Raw genomic sequence first — 20,586 nt, 5'->3', positions numbered from 1 at the left:
GATCGACCGCGCGATGGCTGCATGACGGAACTCAGCCGGCTGGCCTCATCGTGATCGTGCAGGCGATGCCGGCACTCGCGACGAGGCGCTGATTGAGACAGCGGATGGTGGCGAAGCTTTCGCTGACGACCCGGGCCCTGCCGATGTCGCCATCGGCATCGCCGCGCATCACGCCGAGATCGAGCATGTCCTGCTCGATGTCGTAGTCACTCTTCTCCGGCCCGATCGTGTGCAGCAGGCTTTCGAGATGGGCAGTGAAATTGATGAGGGCCGCCGGGCTGGCCCGGTCACCGACCAGGCCGATCGAATCGATCGCATTGCCGGCGAGGACGATGGTCATCGAAGTGGGCGAACGGGAGGCGCCGATCGAACCGGTGACATCGGCCCCCGGCCTGATCGTCGTCAGATATTCGGTGTCGTCGAACGTGCAGGCATAGGACTCCCCGTCCTTCCCCCGGCAGGCACGGATCGGGTCCAAGCCGTCCCGGAGGAGGCGCGCATCGAACATCTCGACCAGACGCCATTCCGTCAGCGGCGCAGATTGGGCCTGGGTCGCGCCGAACAGGGCACTCGTAAAGAATATGGATAGCAGCAGGCGCATGGCCGTAGCGAACTCCGGCCCCCCGAGGGGATTAAGCACCTGTCGCCTTAAACATTCATGAAGGCGGCTGCACCGCCGCCCTTGCCGACCTTCTATCGCCTCAGGCGGCGCGGACTTCCTGAACCTCGGGCACGAAATGGCGCAGCAGGTTCTGGATGCCGTTGCGCAGCGTGGCTGTGGAGGAGGGGCAGCCCGAGCAGGCGCCCTTCATGGCGAGATAGACCACGCCTTCGCGATAGCCGCGGAAGGTGATGTCACCGCCATCGGCCGCCACGGCCGGGCGCACGCGGGTCTCGAGCAGATCCTTGATCGTCTCGACCGTGTCCTCGTCCGCCTCGTCGAAGAACTCCTCGCCTTCCTCCAGCGGCGCGACGTCCGCATTGAGGATCGGCACGCCGGAGAGGTAATGCTCCATGATCGCGCCGAGCACGGCGGGCTTGAGGTGCTGCCATTCCACGCCCGAGCGGGTGATGGTGATGAAGTCCGAGCCGAAGAACACGCCGGCGACGCCCTCGATCGAGAAGAGCTTCTGCGCGAGCGGCGATTGCGCGCCTTCGGCGGAATTCGTCATGTGCAGCGTGGTGCCTTCGGGCAGCACTTCGCGGCCGGGCAGGAATTTGAGGGTCGAGGGATTCGGCGTCGCCTCGGTCTGAATGAACATCTTTCTCTCCGCTCCAGCAACCGGGTCAAGGCCGGTCAGGACCTCTCAATTATAGGAGAAGCTGCGATTTAGGCGCAATGCCCTCCACCGCCTCCACCAGCTTGTCGAGATCCTGCGGCCGGGACAGGCGATGGTCGCCATCCTTGATCAGCGTCACCGTCACATCGTCCTCGGCCAGGCTCTCGACCAGCGCCATGGCATGCTGCCAGGGCACGTCCGGATCTTCCATCCCCTGCAAGATATGTACGGGGCAGCCGGTTTTCACCATGTCGCCGAGAAGAAGATGGTTGCGGCCTTCCTCGATCAGCGCCCGGGTGATCGGGTAGGGCTCAGGCGAATAGTCGGACGGGCGCAGCCAGGCCCCCTTGTCCATGATCTCGCGCTTCACTGCGTCGGGAAACCGGTCCCACATCAGCCGCTCGGTAAAATCGGCCGCGGGAGCGATCAGCACCATGCCGGCCGGCGCCAGCGGCGTACCGGCCAGGGCCTGCGCGGCCAGCAGGGCGATCCAGCCGCCCATCGAGGACCCGACCAGGATCGGCGGCGTCTTGACGCCCTCGCGGATCACAGCCAGCGCGTCCTCCAGCCAGGAGCCGATGGTGCCGTCCTCGAAGCGTCCGCCTGATTCGCCATGGCCGGAATAGTCGAATCGTGTGACCGCCCTCAGGTGACGCGTGCCCCATTCGGCAAGAAAACTGGCCTTGGTTGCCTGCATGTCGGAGCGGAAGCCGCCGAGCCAAACCACATCCGGGCCGCGTCCCGGCTGGTGACGCCAGGCAATGGTTCGGCTGGACGGGCCTTCGCCGACGCTGATCATGGCGGGGTTGCTGGTCATCCGATCATTTCCTCTTGCTGGTGCGACGGCGCGTTCTGGAGGGACGCCCGAAAAAATATACGGGTTAGGCCCGAAATTCCTGGGCCGTATCACCTTTCATTTAGAACATGGGGCGCTCTATAGAGGATGTCAGGGGCCAAACGTTTTGCGGTTTGAAGTGATTCCGTCAAATTGCATGATGCTTCGGGTCCATTGCCGACCGCCATCCCCACGCTGAACCAAGCCGGAAAAATCTGCACCCATGTCCGATATCTCGTCCAAAGCTCGCCCGATCGGCCGCCGGCCGAAAGAGGAACGCTTTGCCGGCATCACCGTGCTGCAGATCATTCCGGCCCTGGATGCGGGAGGCGCCGAACGCACCACCATCGACATTGCCGATGCGTTGACGCGGGCGGGAGCCCGTGCCCTGGTTGCCACCGAAGGCGGCCGGCTCGTCGGCGAGTTGCAGGCCCGTGGCGGGCTCTGGATCCCGTTCAATGCCTCGACCAAGAATCCGCTGCGCATCTGGGGCAATGCCCGGCGGCTCGAACGCCTGGTGCGCGAGGAGAAGGTCGACCTCATCCATGCCCGCTCGCGGGCGCCGGCCTGGTCGGCCCGTCTCGCCACCAAGAAGCTCAACCTGCCCTTCGTGACCACCTATCACGGTGCCTATTCGGCGAGTTCGGAGCTGAAGAAGCGTTATAATGGCGTAATGGCGCAGGCCGACGTCGTCATCGCAAATTCGAATTTCACCGCCGCCACCATCAAGGAAAACTGGCCGGAGGCGGCTGAACGCCTGCGCGTCATCCATCGTGGCACCGACCTGACGGCCTTCACCCCCTCTGCCGTGTCGTTCGAGCGCGTGGAGACGCTGCGCCGGACTTGGAACGTGGCGCCGCATCAGCGCATCGTGCTGCTGCCCGGCCGTCTCACCGGCTGGAAGGGCCAGCGCGTGCTGATCGATGCCGCCGCCATCCTCAAGCAGAAGGGCATCGAGGACACGGTCTTCGTCCTGGCCGGGGATGCCCAGGGCCGGGACGGCTACGTTGCCGAACTCGAGGCGCGTATCGCCGAGCGGGGCCTCAAGGGGCTGGTGCTGCGCGTCGGCCATTGCAGCGACATGCCGGCCGCCTATCTCTCCGCCGCGGCGGTCGCGATCCCTTCCACCAGCCCCGAGGCCTTCGGGCGCACGGCGGTGGAAGCGCAGGCGATGGGCTGCCCGGTGGTGGTGGCCGACCATGGCGCCACCTCCGAAACCGTGCTGGCTCCGCCCGAGATCGTCGGCAATCTGCGCACGGGCTGGCGCACGCCTGTGGGCGATGCCGAGGCCCTGGCGGAGGCCCTGCACGAGGCGCTGACCCTGGGCGCTTCGGCCCGCGATGGTCTTGCGGCGCGAGCCCGCGCGCATGTCGAGGCGCATTTCTCGCTGGACGTGATGTGCAACGCCACGCTCGATGTCTATGCCGAGCTTCTGGTGAAGAGCCGCAAGCTCAAAGACGAGTGAGCCAGAAGCCTCGAAATATTCGCCGCGTGGCGAGCCCGTGACGATTTATCGGGCTGATTTGTGATCTAAATTTCACGCCGCGGACATGAAAGCGTTGACTTCCGGGCGCTTCGGCAACATCTTCCCGCATCCGGGCGCGGGCTTCGACGCGGAGCCGTCGGCTCGCCCAAATCCATTCATGGTAGAGGAGTTTACCGCCATTCGTCGCCCTATGAGGACTAACGCCCCGGTCGCCAAGGACGGGCCGCGCATCAATGAGGAGATTCGAAACCGCGAAGTCATGCTGATCGATCAGGACGGGCAGAATCGCGGTGTCACCGACACCAGGGCTGCGATCGCCATGGCCTATGATGCCGGATTGGACCTGGTCGAGGTGGCTGCCAATGCCGAGCCCCCGGTCTGCAAGATCATGGACTACGGCAAGTTCAAGTTCAACGAGCAGAAGAAGGCCGCCGAGGCCCGCAAGAATCAGAAGACGGTCGAGATCAAGGAGATCAAGCTCCGTCCGGCCATCGACGATCATGACTATGACGTCAAGATGAAGGCCATGAAGCGCTTCTTCGAGGAAGGCGACAAGGTCAAGGTCACCCTGCGCTTCCGTGGTCGTGAAATGGCGCATCAGGAGATCGGCTATCGCCTGCTCAACCGCGTCAAGGATGACACCGGCCTGATTGCCAAGGTGGAATCCGATGCCTCGCTCGAAGGCCGCCAGATGGTGATGGTGCTGGCACCGCGCTGATCGAGCCGGATAAGCGGAGTGTCGACCTCTCAGATCCGTCGATTGGATGGAGCGTGGTCGACATCCTTCTTGTCGGCAAATGGGGCGGTTCCAGGAGTGCCGATTTCGCTCCATCAATCGATGGAGCGCAAAAGCCGGTTCTCCAAGTCCACGGCGGGTCCGGCCCGCCATCGTCGCGCCATGTTCCGGGCACAGGAACGGACAGTTCATCTGTTGATGCCGTCTCATGGCCCGTTTCCTGACATTGCGGCGTTTCGCCTTTCTCACCCTTCTCGTCGCGGCCGGCGTCTTCGTCGACGCCAAGCTCCTGCCGCGCTGGTTTCCGCAGGCCTTCGGTGGGGTTTGGGGTGGGTTGGCCGCCCCCGACGATGCCAATGTGCCCGCATCCTTGCGCGATCTGCCGGTCGTCCTGATCAAGGGACGGCGCGATGACGGGCCGGTCGCGATCCTGCTGTCGGGCAACGGCGGCTGGTGGGGCATCGACGACGGCATCGCCGAGGGGCTCGCCCGCGCCGGCGTCACCACGATCGGCCTGAACAGCCTGGCCTATTTCATCCATCGCCGGTCTCCCGAAGAGGTCGCGGCCGCGATCGACAGGATGGCGGCCTCGATCGGCCCCGACAGGCCGGTTATCCTGGTCGGCTATTCCTTCGGCGCCGATATCGCAGCCACAATCTATGCCCACCTGTCCGACGATCTGCGCGCGCGCATTCGCCAGGTCTCGCTGCTCGGTCTCTCCCGCGAAGCCGATTACGCCGTCGGCTTCATGAAGGTCGCCGGCGGACGCAAGGCAACCATCCCGGCCGTCGCAGCCATCGATGGCCCCCACATCCAGTGCTTCCACGGCGCCGATGAAGGCGCGCGGTCGGGCTGCAACGATGTCGATGCCGCGAAGGTACAGGTGGTCGAGGTGCCGGGCGGACACCATTTCGACGGTGACTACGACAGGATCGCCAGCCTCATCCTCGCGGGCATGCCGTCCCAGCCGCGCAACGATGCGATTCGCTATGCGGGCATGAACCGGTTCGCCTGGCTGGCCCATCCGGCCGGGATGGAGGCACAGGCCGGCAAACGCTGAAACGATTGAATCCCCCGGTTGCGCTATTTATGTGTGTGCGGCAGGTCCTGGAGCGCAGTGAATTCCGATGGAAGGCCCTTCGTCCCAGTTCCCGAGAAAAACGCTCTATAGCGTTTTGCGATTGAACGGAGTCACCCATAATCGCAAAGACGAGCGAAACAACGAGATAGAGCAGATAAGCGTTCACGCTTGAACGCGCTTTGCTCTAGCACAACGCGATAATGGCTTCAGGCGGATCGATCCATGTCCACTCCCCTCGTCGGCAAGCGCATTCTTCTCATCATCGGTGGCGGCATCGCGGCCTATAAGGGCCTCGACCTGATCCGCCGCCTGCGCGAGCGCGGCGCCGATGTCAGGGCCATCCTCACCAAGGCCGGCGAGGCCTTCGTCACGCCGCTCTCCGTCTCGGCCCTCACCGGCGACAAGGTCTATACCGACCTGTTCTCGCTGACGGACGAGGCCGAGATGGGCCATATCGAGATGTCGCGCGATGCCGATCTGCTCGTGGTGGCGCCGGCGACGGCCGACCTGCTTGCCAAGATGGTGCAGGGGCTCGCCAATGATCTTGCTTCCACCACGCTTCTGGCGACCGACAAGCGCGTACTGGTCGCCCCGGCCATGAATGTGCGGATGTGGCTGCATCCGGCGACCCAGCGCAACATCGCCCGGTTGCGCGAGGATGGCGTGCTCTTTGTCGGCCCGAACGACGGGGAAATGGCCTGCGGCGAATATGGGCCGGGGCGGCTTGCCGAACCCCTGGAGATCGTCGCCGCGATCGAGAAGGCCCTGGCGGGGCCGACCTTCATTCCGCTGCCGGGCTCGGTGAGCGCCGATACGCGCCTGCTGCCGGCCCTGCCGCTCGCCGGCAAGCATGTGCTGGTGACGGCCGGGCCGACGCATGAGCCGATCGATCCCGTGCGCTACATCGCCAACCGCTCCTCCGGCAAGCAGGGCTATGCCATTGCCGCGGCGGCCCTGGCCGCGGGCGCCCGCGTCACCCTGGTGTCGGGACCGGTCGCGCTGCTGCCGCCCCCGGGGGTGAAGCTGGTGCCGGTGCAAACGGCCCGCGAGATGCTGGAGGCCGTCAGGACCGCGCTGCCGGCCGATATCGGCGTCTTTGCGGCGGCCGTGGCCGATTGGCGCGTGGCCGATGCCGGTGCGCAGAAGATCAAGAAGGGCGCCGAGGGTACGCCTGATTTCGCATTGGTGGAGAACCCCGACATTCTCGCCACCATCGCGCGGGACAAGGCGCGCCGGCCCTCCTTGGTCGTCGGCTTCGCCGCGGAGACCGAGCATGTCGTCGAGCATGCCAAGGCCAAGCTTGCCCGCAAGGGCTGCGATCTCATCGTTGCCAACGACGTCTCGCCGGAGAGCGGCGTGATGGGCGGGGACCGCAACCGTGTTCATCTGGTATCGGCCTCGGGCATCGAGACCTGGCCCGACATGGACAAGGAGGCGGTCGCCCGGGCGCTGGTGTCCCGCTTCGGCGAGCTGGCCAGTGCCGTGGCGTGAGCAGGGCTCGGTCTTCGGGGCTTGATCGAAAATCGGGGGAACCTCGACTTTTTGTCATCACCGGCCTTGTCCCCGTGATCGAGGGGTCCCAGTCTCGATGGGTTGCTGTATCTGGATGCCCGGAACGAGCCCCGGCATGACACAGGCGGAGCTATTCTGGGCCGTGTTGCGAGTTTTGAGACAGGCTCATCAGGCTCGCCTACCCCGTTCCTTGTCTCTACGATTTTGAAACAGGCGGGTCTGAGACCCGCTCTCCGAAGGATTGCCATGACCCTGACCATTCCCGTCAAGAAACTCGCCCATGCCGGTGACCTGCCGCTGCCCGCCTATCAGAGCGAGGGGGCGGCGGGTCTCGACCTGCCGGCAGCGCTGGGACCGGGGGAAACCCTGGTTCTTGCACCGATGATGCGTGCTCTGGTGCCGACCGGGCTGGTTTTCCAAATTCCACAGGGCTATGAAGGACAAGTGCGCCCACGTTCCGGTTTGGCTGTGAAAAGCGGGATTACCGTTTTGAACGCACCCGGTACGATAGACGCCGATTATCGCGGTGAGATTAAAGTCGCCCTGATCAATCTGAGTGTAGAATCTTTTGCCATCACCCATGGCATGCGAATCGCCCAGTTGGTCATTGCGCCGGTGACGTTGTCTGTCCTGGTCGAAACGGCGGAAGTCGATTCGACCGTTCGCGGCAGCGGCGGCTTCGGTTCGACGGGCACCGCAACAATGAAGTAGGACCGTTTCAGGGGGTCGACATGCAATTGCTTTCGCGCCGTTCCTTGCTTGGCCTTGCCGCCGTGGTCGATATCGCCCACCATTCGAGGCCCACGCCGGTCGCCGCCAAGGCTCTTGCGTCCCGACATGCCTTGCCGCCGCGCCATCTGGAAACCTTGCTGCAGACCCTGGTGCGCCACAATATTCTCAAGGGCGTGCGCGGCCCGCGGGGAGGTTATGAACTGGCCCGCGAGCGGCGGCGTATCAGCGTCGGCGACATCGTGCGTGCGGCGATGACGGATGCCGCCGGCGAGGACGAGCCGGCGCCCGTGTCGACCCTGGTCGACCAGGTCATCGCACCGGCGGTGAACCAGGCCTCGCAATCCTTTCTGGCCGAACTCGACCAGATCACCGTCGAGGATCTGTGCCGGGATGCCGAGCGCAAGCATGTCTTCGGCGGTACGCCCGCCAATATCGACTTTGCGATCTGAGCCTCGGCCGCTAAAAAACATTATGAATCTGTAATTCAATATTAATCTCGACATTTTCGTGGATTAATGTTGAATTCCAGCGCTTTCAATCAAGGACGTTTCCCATGGCGAATGCCAATCACGTGCCCGGCCGCGGCCGCATCTTCCAGTCGATCACCGAGACCATCGGCGATACCCCGCTGGTGCAGCTCAATCGGTTGGCCAAGGCCAAGAACGTCAAGGCTCGTATCCTCGCCAAGCTCGAATTCTTCAACCCGATCGCCAGCGTCAAGGACCGCATTGGCGTCAGCATGATCGATGCGCTGGAAAAGTCCGGCCATCTCAAGCCCGATACCGTGCTGGTCGAGCCGACTTCCGGCAATACCGGCATCGCGCTCGCCTTCGTCGCGGCGGCCCGGGGCTATCGGCTGATCCTGGTCATGCCGGAATCGATGTCGATCGAGCGCCGCAAGATGCTGGCCCTGCTCGGGGCCGAACTGGTCCTCACGCCGGCGGCCCAGGGCATGCGCGGCGCGGTCGCCAAGGCCGAGGAGATCGTCAAGGAACTGCCGAGCGCCATCATTCCCCAGCAGTTCCGCAATCCCGCCAATCCCGAGATCCATCGCCGCACCACGGCCGAGGAAATCTGGAACGACACCAAGGGCGACGTCGATTATTTCGTCTCGGGCGTGGGCACCGGCGGCACCATCACCGGCGTCGGCCAGGTGCTGAAGCCGCGCAAGCCCGATCTCAAGATCGTCGCCGTGGAGCCTGAGGATTCGCCGGTGCTGTCGGGCGGCCAGCCTGGCCCGCACAAGATCCAGGGCATCGGCGCCGGCTTCGTGCCGGATGTGCTCGATCGCTCGGTGATCGACGACATCATCACCGTCGGCAACCAGACGTCCTTCGACACCGCCCGCCTGCTCGCCCGCATCGAGGGCATTCCCTGCGGCATTTCTTCCGGTGCCGCGGTTGCCGCCGCCCTGGAACTGGCGGCCCGCCCCGGCATGGACAACAAGTCCATCGTGGTGATCGTGCCTTCCTTCGCCGAGCGTTACATTTCGAGCGCTCTGTTCGAAGGGCTGTGAGTCACGACATTGGAGGGTCGATCTTCGGATCGACCACCTTGGCAACGCGGCGTTTGGGGGAAAGGCGGTCGATCTGAAGATCGACCCTCCTGTACCCGGGCCTGCTGCGCGGCATGTCATGTAAAACCCCGGCCACAGGCCGGGGTTTCGCAGGAACGATTGTTTTCAAACAAAATGGCGATCAGATCCAGCCGTCGTCGCTGCCGCCGGAATCGTCCGAGCCGTAATCGCCATCGTCGTCATTATCCGAGTCGTAGCTGGCGTCGCGCACATTGTCGTCGTTGTCGCGGCCCCTGTCGCCGTTTTCGTTGATGATGGTCTCGTTGATGGTGGTGTTGCCTTCGCCCCAGGGGGCGGAGCCGCCGCCGCCGAACAGGCCGCCGCCACCACCGAACATCGAGCGCACCCCCTCGAACAGCAAGGCGCCGCCGGCGACACCAGCCGCCGTCTGCAGGGCCCCCTGCAGGAAGCCGCCGCCACGCGCGGGCTGTTCGGCCTGCTGCGGAGAAACCTGTCCCGGCTGGGCTTGGTTGCGCTGGCCGCCGAAGCCCTGCAGGGCCGAGCCGGCGCGCTCGAGCATGGATTGCGGCTGCGCGGGCTGCTGTGGCGCTTGCGGGGCCTGCTGGCCGGCCGTTTCGGCGGCCTGCACCTTGGCGTGGGCCTCGCGCAGGGCATGGTCCTGCACCAGCACGGTCTGCACCAGCGCATAGGCGGCGCCCGGCGAGCGGGCCATCTCGGCCGCGATGGCGGCCTCGGCCTCGGCGTCGCGCCCGCTCGGGGCGGAACTGCGCAGGCGATTGAACAGGTCCTCGATGAGGGCTTTTTCGTTGGGGGTCATCCTGACTCTCCTTCGCGGCTGCTTCCTGAGAGGGTAGGCCGCAACGCCTCCCATGTGGGTGCTGCTTCTCAATCGGACAAGAACCGGCCGGAATTGGGGCGAGTTACAAAGGATTAATGCCGACCGGCTCGGCTCAATGGGCCTCTTCCCAATTGCTCGCAGCCCGCGCCTCGACCTGCAGCGGCACCTTCAGCTGCAGGGCCGGGAGCGCTGCCTGCTCCATCACCTTGGAGATCACGGGCAGTGTCGCCTCGACTTCCTCCTCCGGTGCCTCGAAGACGAGTTCGTCATGCACCTGTAAGAGCATCCTGGCCGAAAGGCCGGCCTTGGCGAGTGCGGCGTCCATGCGGCTCATGGCCCGGCGGATGATGTCGGAAGCAGAGCCCTGGATCGGCGCGTTGATGGACTGGCGCTCGACGAAGGCCCGCTCGGACGGGTTCTTCGAGTCGATCGCCGGAAAATGCATCTTGCGGCCGAAAATGGTCTCGACATAGCCATTCGCGCGGCATTCGGCCTTCATGCGGTCCATATAGTCGCGAATGCCAGGGAAGCGTTCGAAATATCTCTTGATATAGGCGCCCGCTTCCTCGCGCGGGATGGAGAGCTGGTTGGCAAGGCCGAAGGCCGAAATGCCGTAGATGATGCCGAAATTGATGGCCTTGGCGCGGCGCCGCACCAGCGGGTCCATGCCGGCGACCGGCACGCCGAACATCTCGGAAGCCGTCATGGCGTGAATGTCGACGCCATCCTCGAACGCCTTGGTCAGCTGCGGGATCTCGGCGACATGGGCGAGCACGCGCAGTTCGATCTGCGAATAGTCGGCCGAAATCAGCTTGGCGCCGGGCGCGGAGATGAAGGCCGACCGGATCTTGCGGCCTTCCTCGGTGCGCACCGGGATGTTCTGCAGATTGGGCTCGGAGGAGGACAGGCGCCCCGTTGTGGTCGCCGCCAGGGAATAGGAGGTGTGCACCCGGCCCGATTTCGGGTTCACATAGGTGGGCAGGGCGTCGGTATAGGTGGATTTGAGCTTGGTGAGCTGGCGCCAGGCCACGATCCGTCGCGGCAGCTCCAGGCCCTGGTCGGCCAGATCCTCCAGGACCTGGGCCGAGGTCGCCCATTGGCCGGTCGGCGTCTTCTTGCCGCCGGGCAGGCCCATCTTGCCGAACAGGATGTCGCCGAGCTGCTTGGGCGAGCCGACATTGAAGGTCTCGCCGGCGAGTTCGTGGATTTCCGCCTCGAGCCGGGCGGCGCTCTGGGCGAATTCGCCGGACAGGCGCGCCAGGATCTGGCGATCGATCATGATGCCGCGCGATTCCATATTGGCGAGCACGGCGACGAGCGGGCGCTCCAGCGTCTCGTAGATGTTGACCAGCCCCTCGGCGACCAGGCGGGCCTTGAGCAGCAGCCAGAGGCGCAGGGTGACGTCGGCATCCTCCGCCGCATAGGCGGTGGCACGTTCGATGGTGACCTGATCGAAGCCGATCAGGGACTTGCCGGAACCGCAGACCTCGGAAAAGGCGATCGGCTTGTGGCCGAAATGGCGCAAGGAGAGTTCGTCCATGCCGTGATTGCCGCGGCCGCCATCGACGACATAGGACATCAGCATGGTGTCGTCATAGGGCGCGACCTTGATGGCCTGCTCGCCCATCACCAGCGTGTCATATTTCAAATTCTGGCCGATCTTCAGGACACCCGGGTCTTCGAGCAGGTCTTTCAGCCGCTTCAGGGCTTCGGCGGCATCGACCTGGCCGGGCATCATGCCGCCGCCGAACAGGTCCGCCTTGTCGCGGTGGCGCAGCGGCACATAGCAGGCCTTGCCCGGCTCGACCGACAGGGAGAAGCCGACGAGATCGGCCTGCAAGGCGTCGAGCGAGGTGGTCTCGGTGTCGAAGGCGACGTAGCCGAGCTCACGGGCCCTGACTATCCAGCCATCGAGTGCTTCCAGGCTGGCGACGGTTTCGTAGGACCCGGTGTCGAAGGGAATGGCGGCAAGCCTGGCCTTGACGCTCTCCACCACCGCGGAGGGGGTGCCGGCCCCGGTCGCAACAGCCGGAGCGGAAGAGACGCCGTCGGCGCTCGGCCTGGGCGACGGCGTCCGGGCCGGGGCGGGCGAGAAATCGCTGTCGGGGATCTTCAGCGTCTCGTCGGCCTCGATATCGGCGACGTCAAGGCCGGCATCCTCGGCGATGCGGCGGGTCAGGGTCGAGAATTCCATCGCCTTCAGGAAGGCGATGGCGCCCCTGGCATCGAGCCCGGGGGCGATGAGCTCCTCGATCGGCGTTTCCAGGGTGACGTCGCTGACCAGCTTGACCAGTTCGCGCGATATCCGGGCGAGCTTGACGTTCTCCGGGTCGGTCAGGCTCTCGCGGCGCTTGGGCTGCTTGATCTCGCCGGCGCGGGCGAGAAGCCCTTCGAGGTCGCCATATTCATTGATCAGCTGCGCCGCCGTCTTGACGCCGATGCCGGGCACGCCGGGAACATTGTCGGTGGAGTCGCCGGCCAGGGCCTGCACGTCGACCACCTTGTCGGGCGTCACGCCGAACTTTTCCAAAACCTCCGCCTCGGCGATCAGGCGCTCGGGGCGCGAGCCCTTGGCCTTCTGGTCGCCGGAAGCGGGGTCGAACATCACAACGCCGGGCCGGATCAGCTGCATCAGATCCTTGTCGGCGGAGACGATGGTGACGTCGGCGCCGGCCTTGACGGCGATGTCGCAATAGGTGGCGATCAGATCGTCCGCCTCGTAGCGAGCCTGTTCCACCGGCTTGAGGCCGAAGGCGCGCACGGCAACGCGCATCAGCGGGAATTGCGGCACCAGCTCTTCCGGGGGCGGCGGCCGGTGGCCCTTATAGGGCGGGTAGATCTCCTTGCGAAAGGAGTCTTCCGACTTGTCGAAGATGATGCCGAGATGGGTGGGCTTGATGCCCATCACCCCTTCCTTGATCATCTTGTGCAGCACGTTGCAGAACAGGCGCACCGCGCCCGTGGGCAGGCGGTCGGAGCGGTAATTGTAGCGGGCGTCCTGGTTGATCGACTGGAAATAGGCCCGGAAGATGAAGGAGGAGCCGTCGACCAGGAAGACGTGGTCGCCCTTTCCGGGTGCGCGCGGGGCAGAAGTCATCAGGGCCTCGTCTTCGGTCTGTTCAGGACTGATTCTTGGAGCGCGATCATACAGGCTCGCATTCAGAAGGCGAGACTATGGATCGGTGGGCGGATGCGGAGAAAGAAAAGCGGACATCGCGACATGCAAGCATGCCGCTGTGACGCCCGCGGTCCCGGGCGCAGCGCTTTCTCGGCAATATCCGGGCTGCTTTGCTTGGAACAACCGAGCGGCGTGGCGCTCGGTTGGGCCCGCGGACGTCTCGTCCATAGGCACTAACTTAAGGCCAGAGGCGCGACGCCGGCCACCCCTTCGCCCCGTTAACGGGGAGAAGGTTAGGATGAGGGGCGGCGCGACCTCACAAACTGACGCCTTGCTTAGCCCCTCACCTCCATCCTCTCCCCGTAAACGGGGCGAGGGGGCTCATATGTCGAGCTCGACCTCCAACCGCCTCATCTCGCACAACCCCTTATCTCAGCGCCTATGGACGTCTCGTCCGCCTCTTCCCCCGGAAGAAGCCCTCTCGGCAATTGCGCCCCACGCCGGGGGCCCCTACATTCGTGCCATGGCATTCTCATCCGAAGAGCTGGAGCGCTACGCCCGGCATGTGGTCATGCATGAGGTCGGCGGCGCCGGACAGCAGGCCCTGTCGCGGGCCCGCATCCTGGTGGTCGGCGCCGGCGGGCTCGGCGCGCCGGTGCTGCTCTATCTGACGGCGGCGGGCGTCGGCACGCTCGGCATCGCCGACGACGATGTCGTCTCGCTCTCCAACCTGCAGCGTCAGATCATCCATGCCACGCCCGACATCGGGCGTCCCAAGGTCGAGACGGCTCGGGAGGCGATCGAGCGCCTCAACCCGCACGTGACGGTGATCGAACATGCCCTGCGCATCGATCCCGCCAATGCGGCCGGGCTGATCGCAGGCTACGACCTGGTGATCGACGGCTCGGACAATTTCGACACCCGCTATGCCGTCTCCGATGCCTGTTTCCATGGCCGCAAGCCGCTGATCATGGGCGCGCTCGGCGTGTTCGACGCCATGCTCACCACGCTGCGGCCCTTCGAGACCAATGCCGAGGGCGCGCCCAATCCGACCTGGCGCTGCCTCTTCCCGCAGAAGCCGCCGCCGGGCACCATTCCGAGCTGTGCGGAGGCGGGCGTGCTCGGCGCTCTCGCCGGCGTCGCCGGTTCGATGATGGCTCTGGAGGCGATCCGCGAGATCGTCGGTTTCGGCACCGGCCTTACCGGCCGCCTCATCCATCTCGATGCGCGCGACATGCGGTTCGGTGAAACCCTCTATGGCTGGGATCCCGACAACCCGCTGAATGGCGAAGCGGCGCAAGCGACGGGCGAAAAGGCAATGGCCATTCCCGGCTGAGTGTGTCATGTCTCGCTTCCATGACCGAACGGCGATCCTATAGCCGCGTCTTTCTGCGCGCCCTCAATCTCGAAGCCCATATCGGCTATTACGAGCATGAGAAGGGCGTGACCCAGCCCCTGGTCGTCGATGTCGAGTTAACCCTGGCCGAAGCGAATTTCGGCAATGACGATATCGGGGGCACGATCGACTACGACAAGATCGCCGCCATCGGCCGGGACCTCGCCGCCAGCCATGTCGACCTGCTCGAGACCTTCGCCGAGCGCCTCGCCCAGCGCTGCCTTGCCTTCGACCGGGCCGCTGCCGTGCGCGTGCATGTCGAAAAGCCGCGCGCCGTGCCGGGCGCCATGGCCGGCGTGGAGATCCTGCGCGTGAAGTAACGGGCCCTTCGTCCGCGATATCCGTCCAATTCGATTACAATTTGGCAAGGCTGGGTTCCCAGGCCGGGCGCGTCCCTCTATTTTGCGCGCGATTGTTCATATCGGGTTGAGATCACTTTATGGAAAAATGGATCGAACGCGGGCTTGTCGCCTCGCGCTGGGTGCTGGCGCCGTTCTATATCGGGCTGGTCATCGCCCTGTTCGTCGTCTTGCTGAAATTCGGGCAGGAATTGCTCCATTTCGTCGCGGGCGCCTATACGCTCACGCCAAAGCAGACGGTGCTGGGGGTGTTGGAACTGGTCGATCTCGCCTTGCTCGGCAGCCTGGTCTTGATCGTGATCTTCTCGGGGTACGAGAATTTCGTTTCGAAGATCGATGGCGCCGAGCATCTGTCCTGGCCGAACTGGATGACCAAGGTGGATTTTGCCGGCCTCAAGCTCAAGCTGCTCGCCTCGATCGTGCTGATCTCGGCCATCGAACTGCTCAAGGGCTTCATGCAGATCAAGGACCTGTCCGACCGCGACCTCTATTGGCTGGTCGGCGTCCACATGGTGTTCATGGTCTCGGGCGTGCTGCTGGCCTTCTCCGATCTTCTGCAGGCCAAGGCCGGCCATCCCGACGACTGAGGCTGTCAGGCCGAAGACGACCGGGCGGCGAGGAGTTCGGCGCGGATCTCGCGCTTGAGTACCTTGCCGACCTTGGAGCGTGGCAGATCCGGCCAGATCTCGACATGTTTGGGCGTCTTCACGCTGCCGATCCGGGCCTTGACGAAGGTGCGCAAGGCCTCGGTATCGGCATTGCGGCCCGCGCGAAGCTGCACGACCGCGCAGACCATCTCGCCCCACTTCTCGTCCGGCAGGCCGAAGACGGCGCAGTCCTGGACATCGGCATGTTCGAGCAGCGCCTGCTCCACCTCGACCGAATAGACGTTGAAGCCGCCGCTGATGATCATGTCTTTCAGGCGGTCGACGATGTAGAGCATGTTGTCGGCGTCGAGATAGCCGATATCGCCGGTATGCAGCCAGCCCGAGCGCAGGGTCTGAGCCGTGGCGGCCTCGTCCTTGTAATAGCCGCGCATCACCAGCGAGCCGCGTATGGCGATCTCGCCGCGTTCGCCCGGCGGCAGAGGCCGGTCCTTGCCGTCCAGAATGGCGAGTTGCAGCAGGGGCGGAGGATAGCCGGCCGCAGAGAGGCGCGCCTTGTCGATGCTGCCGTCCGGTTTGAAATGATCGGCCGGCGCCATGGTGGTGCATACCATCGGCGCCTCTGTCTGGCCGAAGAACTGCGCCATCACCGGCCCGATCCGCTGGATCGCCTCTTCCAGCCGCGCCGGCGCGATCGGCGCCGCGCCATACCAGAAGCATTGCAGCGAGGAGAGGTCGGTCCGCGGCAGGTCGGGATGGGAGAGTAGCGCGTAGATCAGGGTCGGCGGCAGGAAGGTGTGGCTGACGCCATGGCGTGGAATGAGGGAGAGGAAGACGCCGAGATCGGGCTTGGGCATGATCACGATCTCGCCGCCCTTGGCGAGGACGGGCAGGGTCAGCACGCCCGCCGCATGGGTGAGCGGCGGCAGCGCCAGATAGACCGGGCGGTCGCGATAGGGATAGGCCATCAGCATGATGGCTGACATCGCCTCGAGATTGTCGTCGGTGAGCAACACGCCCTTGGGCTTGCCGGTGGTGCCGCCGGTGCCGACCAGCATGGCGACATCATTGTCCGGGGGCGTCGGGAAGGGCGTGTCGGGCATGTCGGCCAGCCATTCCGCCAGCGACGGGGCACCGGCCGCCTCTCCGTCCAGGCAGACCAGCATCTTCAGGGCCGGCAGGTCCGGCAGGATGGTCTCGACCAGTTCGTGGAAGGCCTGCTGGAACAGCAGCACGGTGCAATCGAAATCCGCCAGGATCTGGCGATTCTCGCTTGGTGCGTTGCGCGGGTTGATCGGACACCATACGGCCCCGGCCCGGGCGATGCCGAACACACTGGCGAAGGCCCTGGGATCATTGGCCGAAAGCACGGCCACCTTGTCGCCGGGGCGGGCGCCAGCCTTGGCGAGGGCATGGGCGACGCGATTGGAATGGGCGACGACGTCGGCATAGCTCAGCGAGGCGCCATCCATGGTCAGGCACGGCGCGGCCGGCCCCAGCGAGGCACCCTTGTCGAGATAGAAGCTGATCCGCATCGGCCTCGCCCTCCCGTTCCTCGTTCAATCCTGGACTGTCAGCACCGGCTTCATCACCAGGCCGAAGCTTCTGAGCACGCCGAGCAGCGTGTGATGGCCGAAGGCCTGGCAGGCCGAGGCGAAGCCGGCGCGCAGGGGCGGCTGCTGCAGCAGGGAATAGGCGGCATAGGCCTGCAGCAGGCCGGTCTGCTTGTAGTTGCAATTGCCGTGGATGACGCAATGGACCCGCCCGAGCGGGCCCGAGCCATAGACCGAATCCACCGAGCGGTTGACCCGCGGGTTTTCGCGCGGCGGCATGCCGCTCTGGATCGAGGCCGCGATCTTGCCGAGTTCGACCTCCTGCTGGGCCATCGGCAGCGGCTTGATGTTCTCCTCATACATCTTCACCGTGGCGATGACGCCCTGCATCACCTCGCGGGCGAAGACGCCGGCGGCCACCTTCACGGTGGCGACACGCGGATCGTCCTTGAACCAGACCGGATGGCTGGTGCCGCCCCAGGGCAGGGCGATCGCCGTGCCATGCTGGCCGGGCACGTTGACCTCGAAGGTCTGGGAGAGCGGCCATTCCTTGTACTGGTTCTGCTCCAGATAATACCATTTGGCCTTGAGGATGGTGAAAATGGTCTCGACCGAGGCGGTGGTCGGAAAGCCGCTCCACAGCACCAGAATGTCGAGCGTGTCGATGCCGGGCGTCTCCAGCGCGATCTGAGCGGCGATCTCGCCGGTGGTGTACATCTGCGCGACGCCGGGGGAGAGCAGGAGACCTTTGCCGGCAAACTTGCTGCCCCATTCGGCCTGTGCATGCAGGACCCAATCCTGTTCGCCCGTGGTGTCGAGATAATGGCAGCCCGCTCGCAACGAGGCCTCGACCACCTCTCCGCCATATTTGATGAAGGGGCCGACCATGTTGCACACGACCCTGGCGCCGCGGAACAGTTCCGTCAGCGCTTCGACGCTGTGGTTGACGCCGACCACCTCGTAATTCGCCGTCTCGATGCCGGGGATGCGCTCGACCACCCCGCGGACGCGGGCGGCGTCTCGGCCGGCGGCGATGAAGGGTATGTTGTATTCGCGCAGATATTCGCAGACCAGGCGCCCCGTATAGCCGGAGGCGCCGTAGACGACGACGGGTTGCTTGCCGTTCATGCAAAATCCTTTCGGGATAGCTGTATCCTGCGGCCCCGTGACAGGCCGCAGCCGATCGAGCCTCAGCTCCCCATGCCGCCCTCGACCGGAATGCCGGCGCCGGTGATGAACTTCGAGGCGTCGGAGGCTAGGAACACGGCCGCATCCGCGACCTCGGAAATCTCGGCCAGGCGGCCGAGCGGCGTCAGACCGGTCACGGCCGCGAGCGCGGCGTTGATGTCGGGGAACAGGCCGAGGCCAACGACGTCCTGCGCGAGCTTGACGCCCATTTCAGTGGGAATGAGGCCCGGATAGATGCAGTTGACACGCACGCCATAGCCGAGCTTGCCCGCCTCGGCGGCGGCAACGCGGGTCATGCGGTCCACGGCCGATTTGGTGCCGGAATAGCCGGAGATGGCCGGGAAGGCGATCAGGGCCGCGACCGAGGCGATGTTGATCACCGAACCGCCCTGGCCAGCCGTCCCGCCGGGCCGCATGGCGCGGAACGCATGCTTCATGCCGAGCAGCGTGCCGACGATGTTGACGTCGAGCATGCGCCGCAGGCTCTCCGGCTCGATCTCCGTGACCAGCGCGGTCACTTCCATGCCGGCATTGTTGACCAGGATGTCATAGCCGCCGATCGCGCCGATGGTATCGGCGACGGCGCTTTCCCATTGCGCTTCCTGGGTGACGTCGAGCCGCACGAAGCTGCTTTTGCGGCCATGGCCGGCAAGGGTGGACGCAATGTCGCGCCCCTGGTCCTCCAGGACGTCGCCGATCACCACGTCGGCGCCGGCCTTGGCCAGGGCCTCGGCGATGCCGGCACCGATGCCGCGCGCTCCGCCGGTGACGAGGGCCTTGCGGCCGGTCAGATCGAATGGATTGGCCATCGGGCAGTCCCTCCTGATTTCTGACGGTCGGACCTGTCGGCACCGGCCGGCCCCTTATGGCGGGGATGATGATGCGATCTCATGCCACTCTTGGACGAGTGTCAAGTTTTTATTGGACAGTTGTCAAGCTATGGACGGGGCGAGGCGATAGAGTGATTCGAAAAAGATAAGTAGCCGGCTATTTTATAGCGTTTTGCGGTTTGACGCAGCCGCCTAGTCTCGCAAAGACGCATCAGAACAATGAGTTAGGGCAAATAAGCGTTCACGCTTGAACGCGCTTTGCTCCAGAGAAAAAGACCCCAAGCAGCTGGGAGGCCTCTGCTTGGGGGCGCACCTGTGATGCGCTTTAGAAGATCTTCATCAGGCGGATCTGCCCGGTGAAGTCGTTGCGGAAGCCGCCCTTGGCATTGGTGATGTCGGCGCCTACCACGCCCGAGATCTGCCATGTCGGTGTCAGCATGTGGCTGGCAAAGGCGCGCAGGCCGTGCGAGTCCGTCTTCAGGCCGGTATAGGTGCCGCCGACCGACTGCTTGCCGCCGAAATGGCCGGAATAGCCGAAGGAGACCGAGGTCGCCGGCGAGAGCTGATAGCGCAGATAGGCCTGAAGCTGCACCGAGGGATCCTGCGAGCGCTTGAGGCCATATTCGGTGTGGTCGATATAGAGCGCCACATCCGCGGCGGCGTCGATGAAGAAGCCCTTGCCGAGATTCTGGATGACACCGAGCTGCGGCGTGAAATACCAGGTGCCCGTGCCGATGTTGAAGGGCGCCCGGGCGCTGTAATTGCCGGTGGGCGCCGAGACATAGGCGGTGAGTCCGACAGTGGTGCCGCCGGGCTGGTCGGCGCCATGCAGCGGGAAAACGGTGAAGCCGAGCGTCAGGTCGCCGATGCCGCTCTTGCTTCGGGCATCGACGCCGCCGATCTGGTGCTGGGTGAAGCCGCCGATCGGCAGGAAGGCTTGGACCGCGATCGGCATGCCGTTGATGTCGGAGTAATGCAGATAGCGCAGGATGCCGACCGCCGTCTGATAACGCGATTTCGGAATCTTGCCGATACCCTCGATGTCCAGCCGGCTGTTGGCCGTGAAGCCGAAATAGCCCAGGGCCAGATTGGTTCCGGACGGCAGAGCGGTATAGTCCCCCGGATAGATATCGATGGCCTTGGCCGCATTCGGCTCCATCAGGCACGTCATCAGCGCGGCGCACGCCAAGGCCTTCCGCCTCAGTTTTGAAGTCATGGAGTTCCCCCACTATTGTACCTCTGCATTCTCTTGCAGGCAGAAACCACCCGGGGAAATGTGTACTCAGTATTGGCCGTATCATACTGCGCCACGAAAAGAGGCCTTATTGATGAAGGGATGGCCTCATCAGCGGTTCCATCAGCGAAGACTGAGCAATACCTTATCGTCTCTCCCGGAGAATGGCTGTCTTGTACGAGATACGCAGTATTCCCTTTGTGCCGGGAACGCCGCATCCTCAGGCCAAAATTATACGACTGTCAAGATTTTGTTTGACACTTGTC

General features: G+C 64.6%; 19 protein-coding genes. 10 read left to right on the top strand and 9 right to left on the bottom strand.

Features of this window, described 5'->3' with window-relative positions:
* Positions 1-31: 31 nt before the first annotated feature.
* The 3 genes from J8I29_RS11040 to J8I29_RS11030 form a co-directional block, all read right to left on the bottom strand.
* Entirely contained in the window at positions 32-601 is a 570-nt protein-coding gene (locus J8I29_RS11040) for a hypothetical protein (protein ID WP_209431677.1), read from the bottom strand.
* 100 nt (positions 602-701) lie between these two features.
* Complete coding sequence (locus J8I29_RS11035; RefSeq protein ID WP_209431676.1) at positions 702-1,262, bottom strand: NifU family protein; 561 nt, start codon at positions 1,260-1,262, stop codon at positions 702-704.
* A 49-nt stretch (positions 1,263-1,311) separates the two neighbouring features.
* Positions 1,312-2,097 carry an alpha/beta hydrolase gene (locus tag J8I29_RS11030; RefSeq protein WP_105860742.1) on the bottom strand — a complete coding sequence of 262 codons (786 nt, stop codon included), beginning with the start codon at positions 2,095-2,097 and terminating at the stop codon, positions 1,312-1,314.
* Positions 2,098-2,338: 241 nt separating this feature from the next.
* Between J8I29_RS11030 and J8I29_RS11025 the strand changes: the two genes are divergently transcribed.
* The 7 genes from J8I29_RS11025 to cysK all read left to right on the top strand — a co-directional run bounded on the left by J8I29_RS11025 (position 2,339) and on the right by cysK (position 9,178).
* A complete protein-coding gene (locus J8I29_RS11025; RefSeq protein WP_209431675.1) occupies positions 2,339-3,580 on the top strand; it encodes a glycosyltransferase family 4 protein in 1,242 nt (413 codons plus the stop codon).
* 211 nt (positions 3,581-3,791) lie between these two features.
* Positions 3,792-4,319 carry a translation initiation factor IF-3 gene (infC, locus tag J8I29_RS11020; RefSeq protein ID WP_105860740.1) on the top strand — a complete coding sequence of 176 codons (528 nt, stop codon included), beginning with the start codon at positions 3,792-3,794 and terminating at the stop codon, positions 4,317-4,319.
* 226 nt (positions 4,320-4,545) lie between these two features.
* Positions 4,546-5,397 (top strand): AcvB/VirJ family lysyl-phosphatidylglycerol hydrolase, encoded by an 852-nt coding sequence (locus tag J8I29_RS11015; protein WP_209431674.1) that lies wholly within the window; start codon positions 4,546-4,548, stop codon positions 5,395-5,397.
* Between the two features lie 243 nt (positions 5,398-5,640).
* Positions 5,641-6,909: a bifunctional phosphopantothenoylcysteine decarboxylase/phosphopantothenate--cysteine ligase CoaBC gene (gene coaBC, locus J8I29_RS11010; RefSeq protein WP_209431673.1), complete on the top strand. Its 1,269-nt coding sequence runs from the start codon at positions 5,641-5,643 to the stop codon at positions 6,907-6,909.
* Between the two features lie 267 nt (positions 6,910-7,176).
* Positions 7,177-7,641 (top strand): dUTP diphosphatase, encoded by a 465-nt coding sequence (gene dut / locus J8I29_RS11005; protein ID WP_209431672.1) that lies wholly within the window; start codon positions 7,177-7,179, stop codon positions 7,639-7,641.
* Between the two features lie 20 nt (positions 7,642-7,661).
* The gene (locus J8I29_RS11000; protein ID WP_105860737.1) at positions 7,662-8,111 is read left to right on the top strand and encodes an Rrf2 family transcriptional regulator; all 450 of its coding nucleotides are present in this window, start codon (positions 7,662-7,664) and stop codon (positions 8,109-8,111) included.
* Positions 8,112-8,215: 104 nt separating this feature from the next.
* Positions 8,216-9,178 (top strand): cysteine synthase A, encoded by a 963-nt coding sequence (gene cysK / locus J8I29_RS10995; RefSeq protein ID WP_105860736.1) that lies wholly within the window; start codon positions 8,216-8,218, stop codon positions 9,176-9,178.
* A 181-nt stretch (positions 9,179-9,359) separates the two neighbouring features.
* Here cysK and J8I29_RS10990 read toward each other — a convergent pair whose 3' ends face one another.
* Together J8I29_RS10990 and polA are read right to left on the bottom strand one after the other, a co-directional pair.
* Positions 9,360-10,016 carry a DUF2076 domain-containing protein gene (locus tag J8I29_RS10990; RefSeq protein ID WP_209431671.1) on the bottom strand — a complete coding sequence of 219 codons (657 nt, stop codon included), beginning with the start codon at positions 10,014-10,016 and terminating at the stop codon, positions 9,360-9,362.
* Between the two features lie 133 nt (positions 10,017-10,149).
* A complete protein-coding gene (gene polA, locus J8I29_RS10985) occupies positions 10,150-13,134 on the bottom strand; it encodes a DNA polymerase I (protein ID WP_209431670.1) in 2,985 nt (994 codons plus the stop codon).
* A 544-nt stretch (positions 13,135-13,678) separates the two neighbouring features.
* Between polA and moeB the strand changes: the two genes are divergently transcribed.
* The 3 genes from moeB (at position 13,679) to J8I29_RS10970 (ending at position 15,497) form a co-directional block, all read left to right on the top strand.
* Positions 13,679-14,491, top strand: a complete 813-nt coding sequence (moeB, locus tag J8I29_RS10980) for a molybdopterin-synthase adenylyltransferase MoeB (protein ID WP_209431669.1) — start codon at positions 13,679-13,681, stop codon at positions 14,489-14,491.
* 20 nt (positions 14,492-14,511) lie between these two features.
* Complete coding sequence (gene folB, locus J8I29_RS10975) at positions 14,512-14,871, top strand: dihydroneopterin aldolase (RefSeq protein ID WP_209431668.1); 360 nt, start codon at positions 14,512-14,514, stop codon at positions 14,869-14,871.
* 119 nt (positions 14,872-14,990) lie between these two features.
* Positions 14,991-15,497: a TIGR00645 family protein gene (locus J8I29_RS10970; protein WP_209431667.1), complete on the top strand. Its 507-nt coding sequence runs from the start codon at positions 14,991-14,993 to the stop codon at positions 15,495-15,497.
* Between the two features lie 5 nt (positions 15,498-15,502).
* Here J8I29_RS10970 and J8I29_RS10965 read toward each other — a convergent pair whose 3' ends face one another.
* From J8I29_RS10965 to J8I29_RS10950, 4 genes are all read right to left on the bottom strand, one after another.
* Entirely contained in the window at positions 15,503-17,050 is a 1,548-nt protein-coding gene (locus J8I29_RS10965; RefSeq protein ID WP_209431666.1) for a long-chain fatty acid--CoA ligase, read from the bottom strand.
* 24 nt (positions 17,051-17,074) lie between these two features.
* Positions 17,075-18,196 carry a DUF5938 domain-containing protein gene (locus J8I29_RS10960; RefSeq protein ID WP_209431665.1) on the bottom strand — a complete coding sequence of 374 codons (1,122 nt, stop codon included), beginning with the start codon at positions 18,194-18,196 and terminating at the stop codon, positions 17,075-17,077.
* Positions 18,197-18,258: 62 nt separating this feature from the next.
* The gene (locus J8I29_RS10955; protein WP_105860728.1) at positions 18,259-19,065 is read right to left on the bottom strand and encodes an SDR family oxidoreductase; all 807 of its coding nucleotides are present in this window, start codon (positions 19,063-19,065) and stop codon (positions 18,259-18,261) included.
* Between the two features lie 346 nt (positions 19,066-19,411).
* The gene (locus J8I29_RS10950; RefSeq protein ID WP_209431664.1) at positions 19,412-20,302 is read right to left on the bottom strand and encodes a transporter; all 891 of its coding nucleotides are present in this window, start codon (positions 20,300-20,302) and stop codon (positions 19,412-19,414) included.
* Between the last annotated feature and the right edge of the window lie 284 nt (positions 20,303-20,586).

Source organism: Labrys sp. LIt4, from assembly GCF_017813775.1.
GTDB lineage: Bacteria > Pseudomonadota > Alphaproteobacteria > Rhizobiales > Labraceae > Labrys > Labrys okinawensis_A.
The sequence above is the reverse complement of the archived record's forward strand: the minus strand, read 5'-3'. Positions and strand labels throughout refer to the sequence as shown.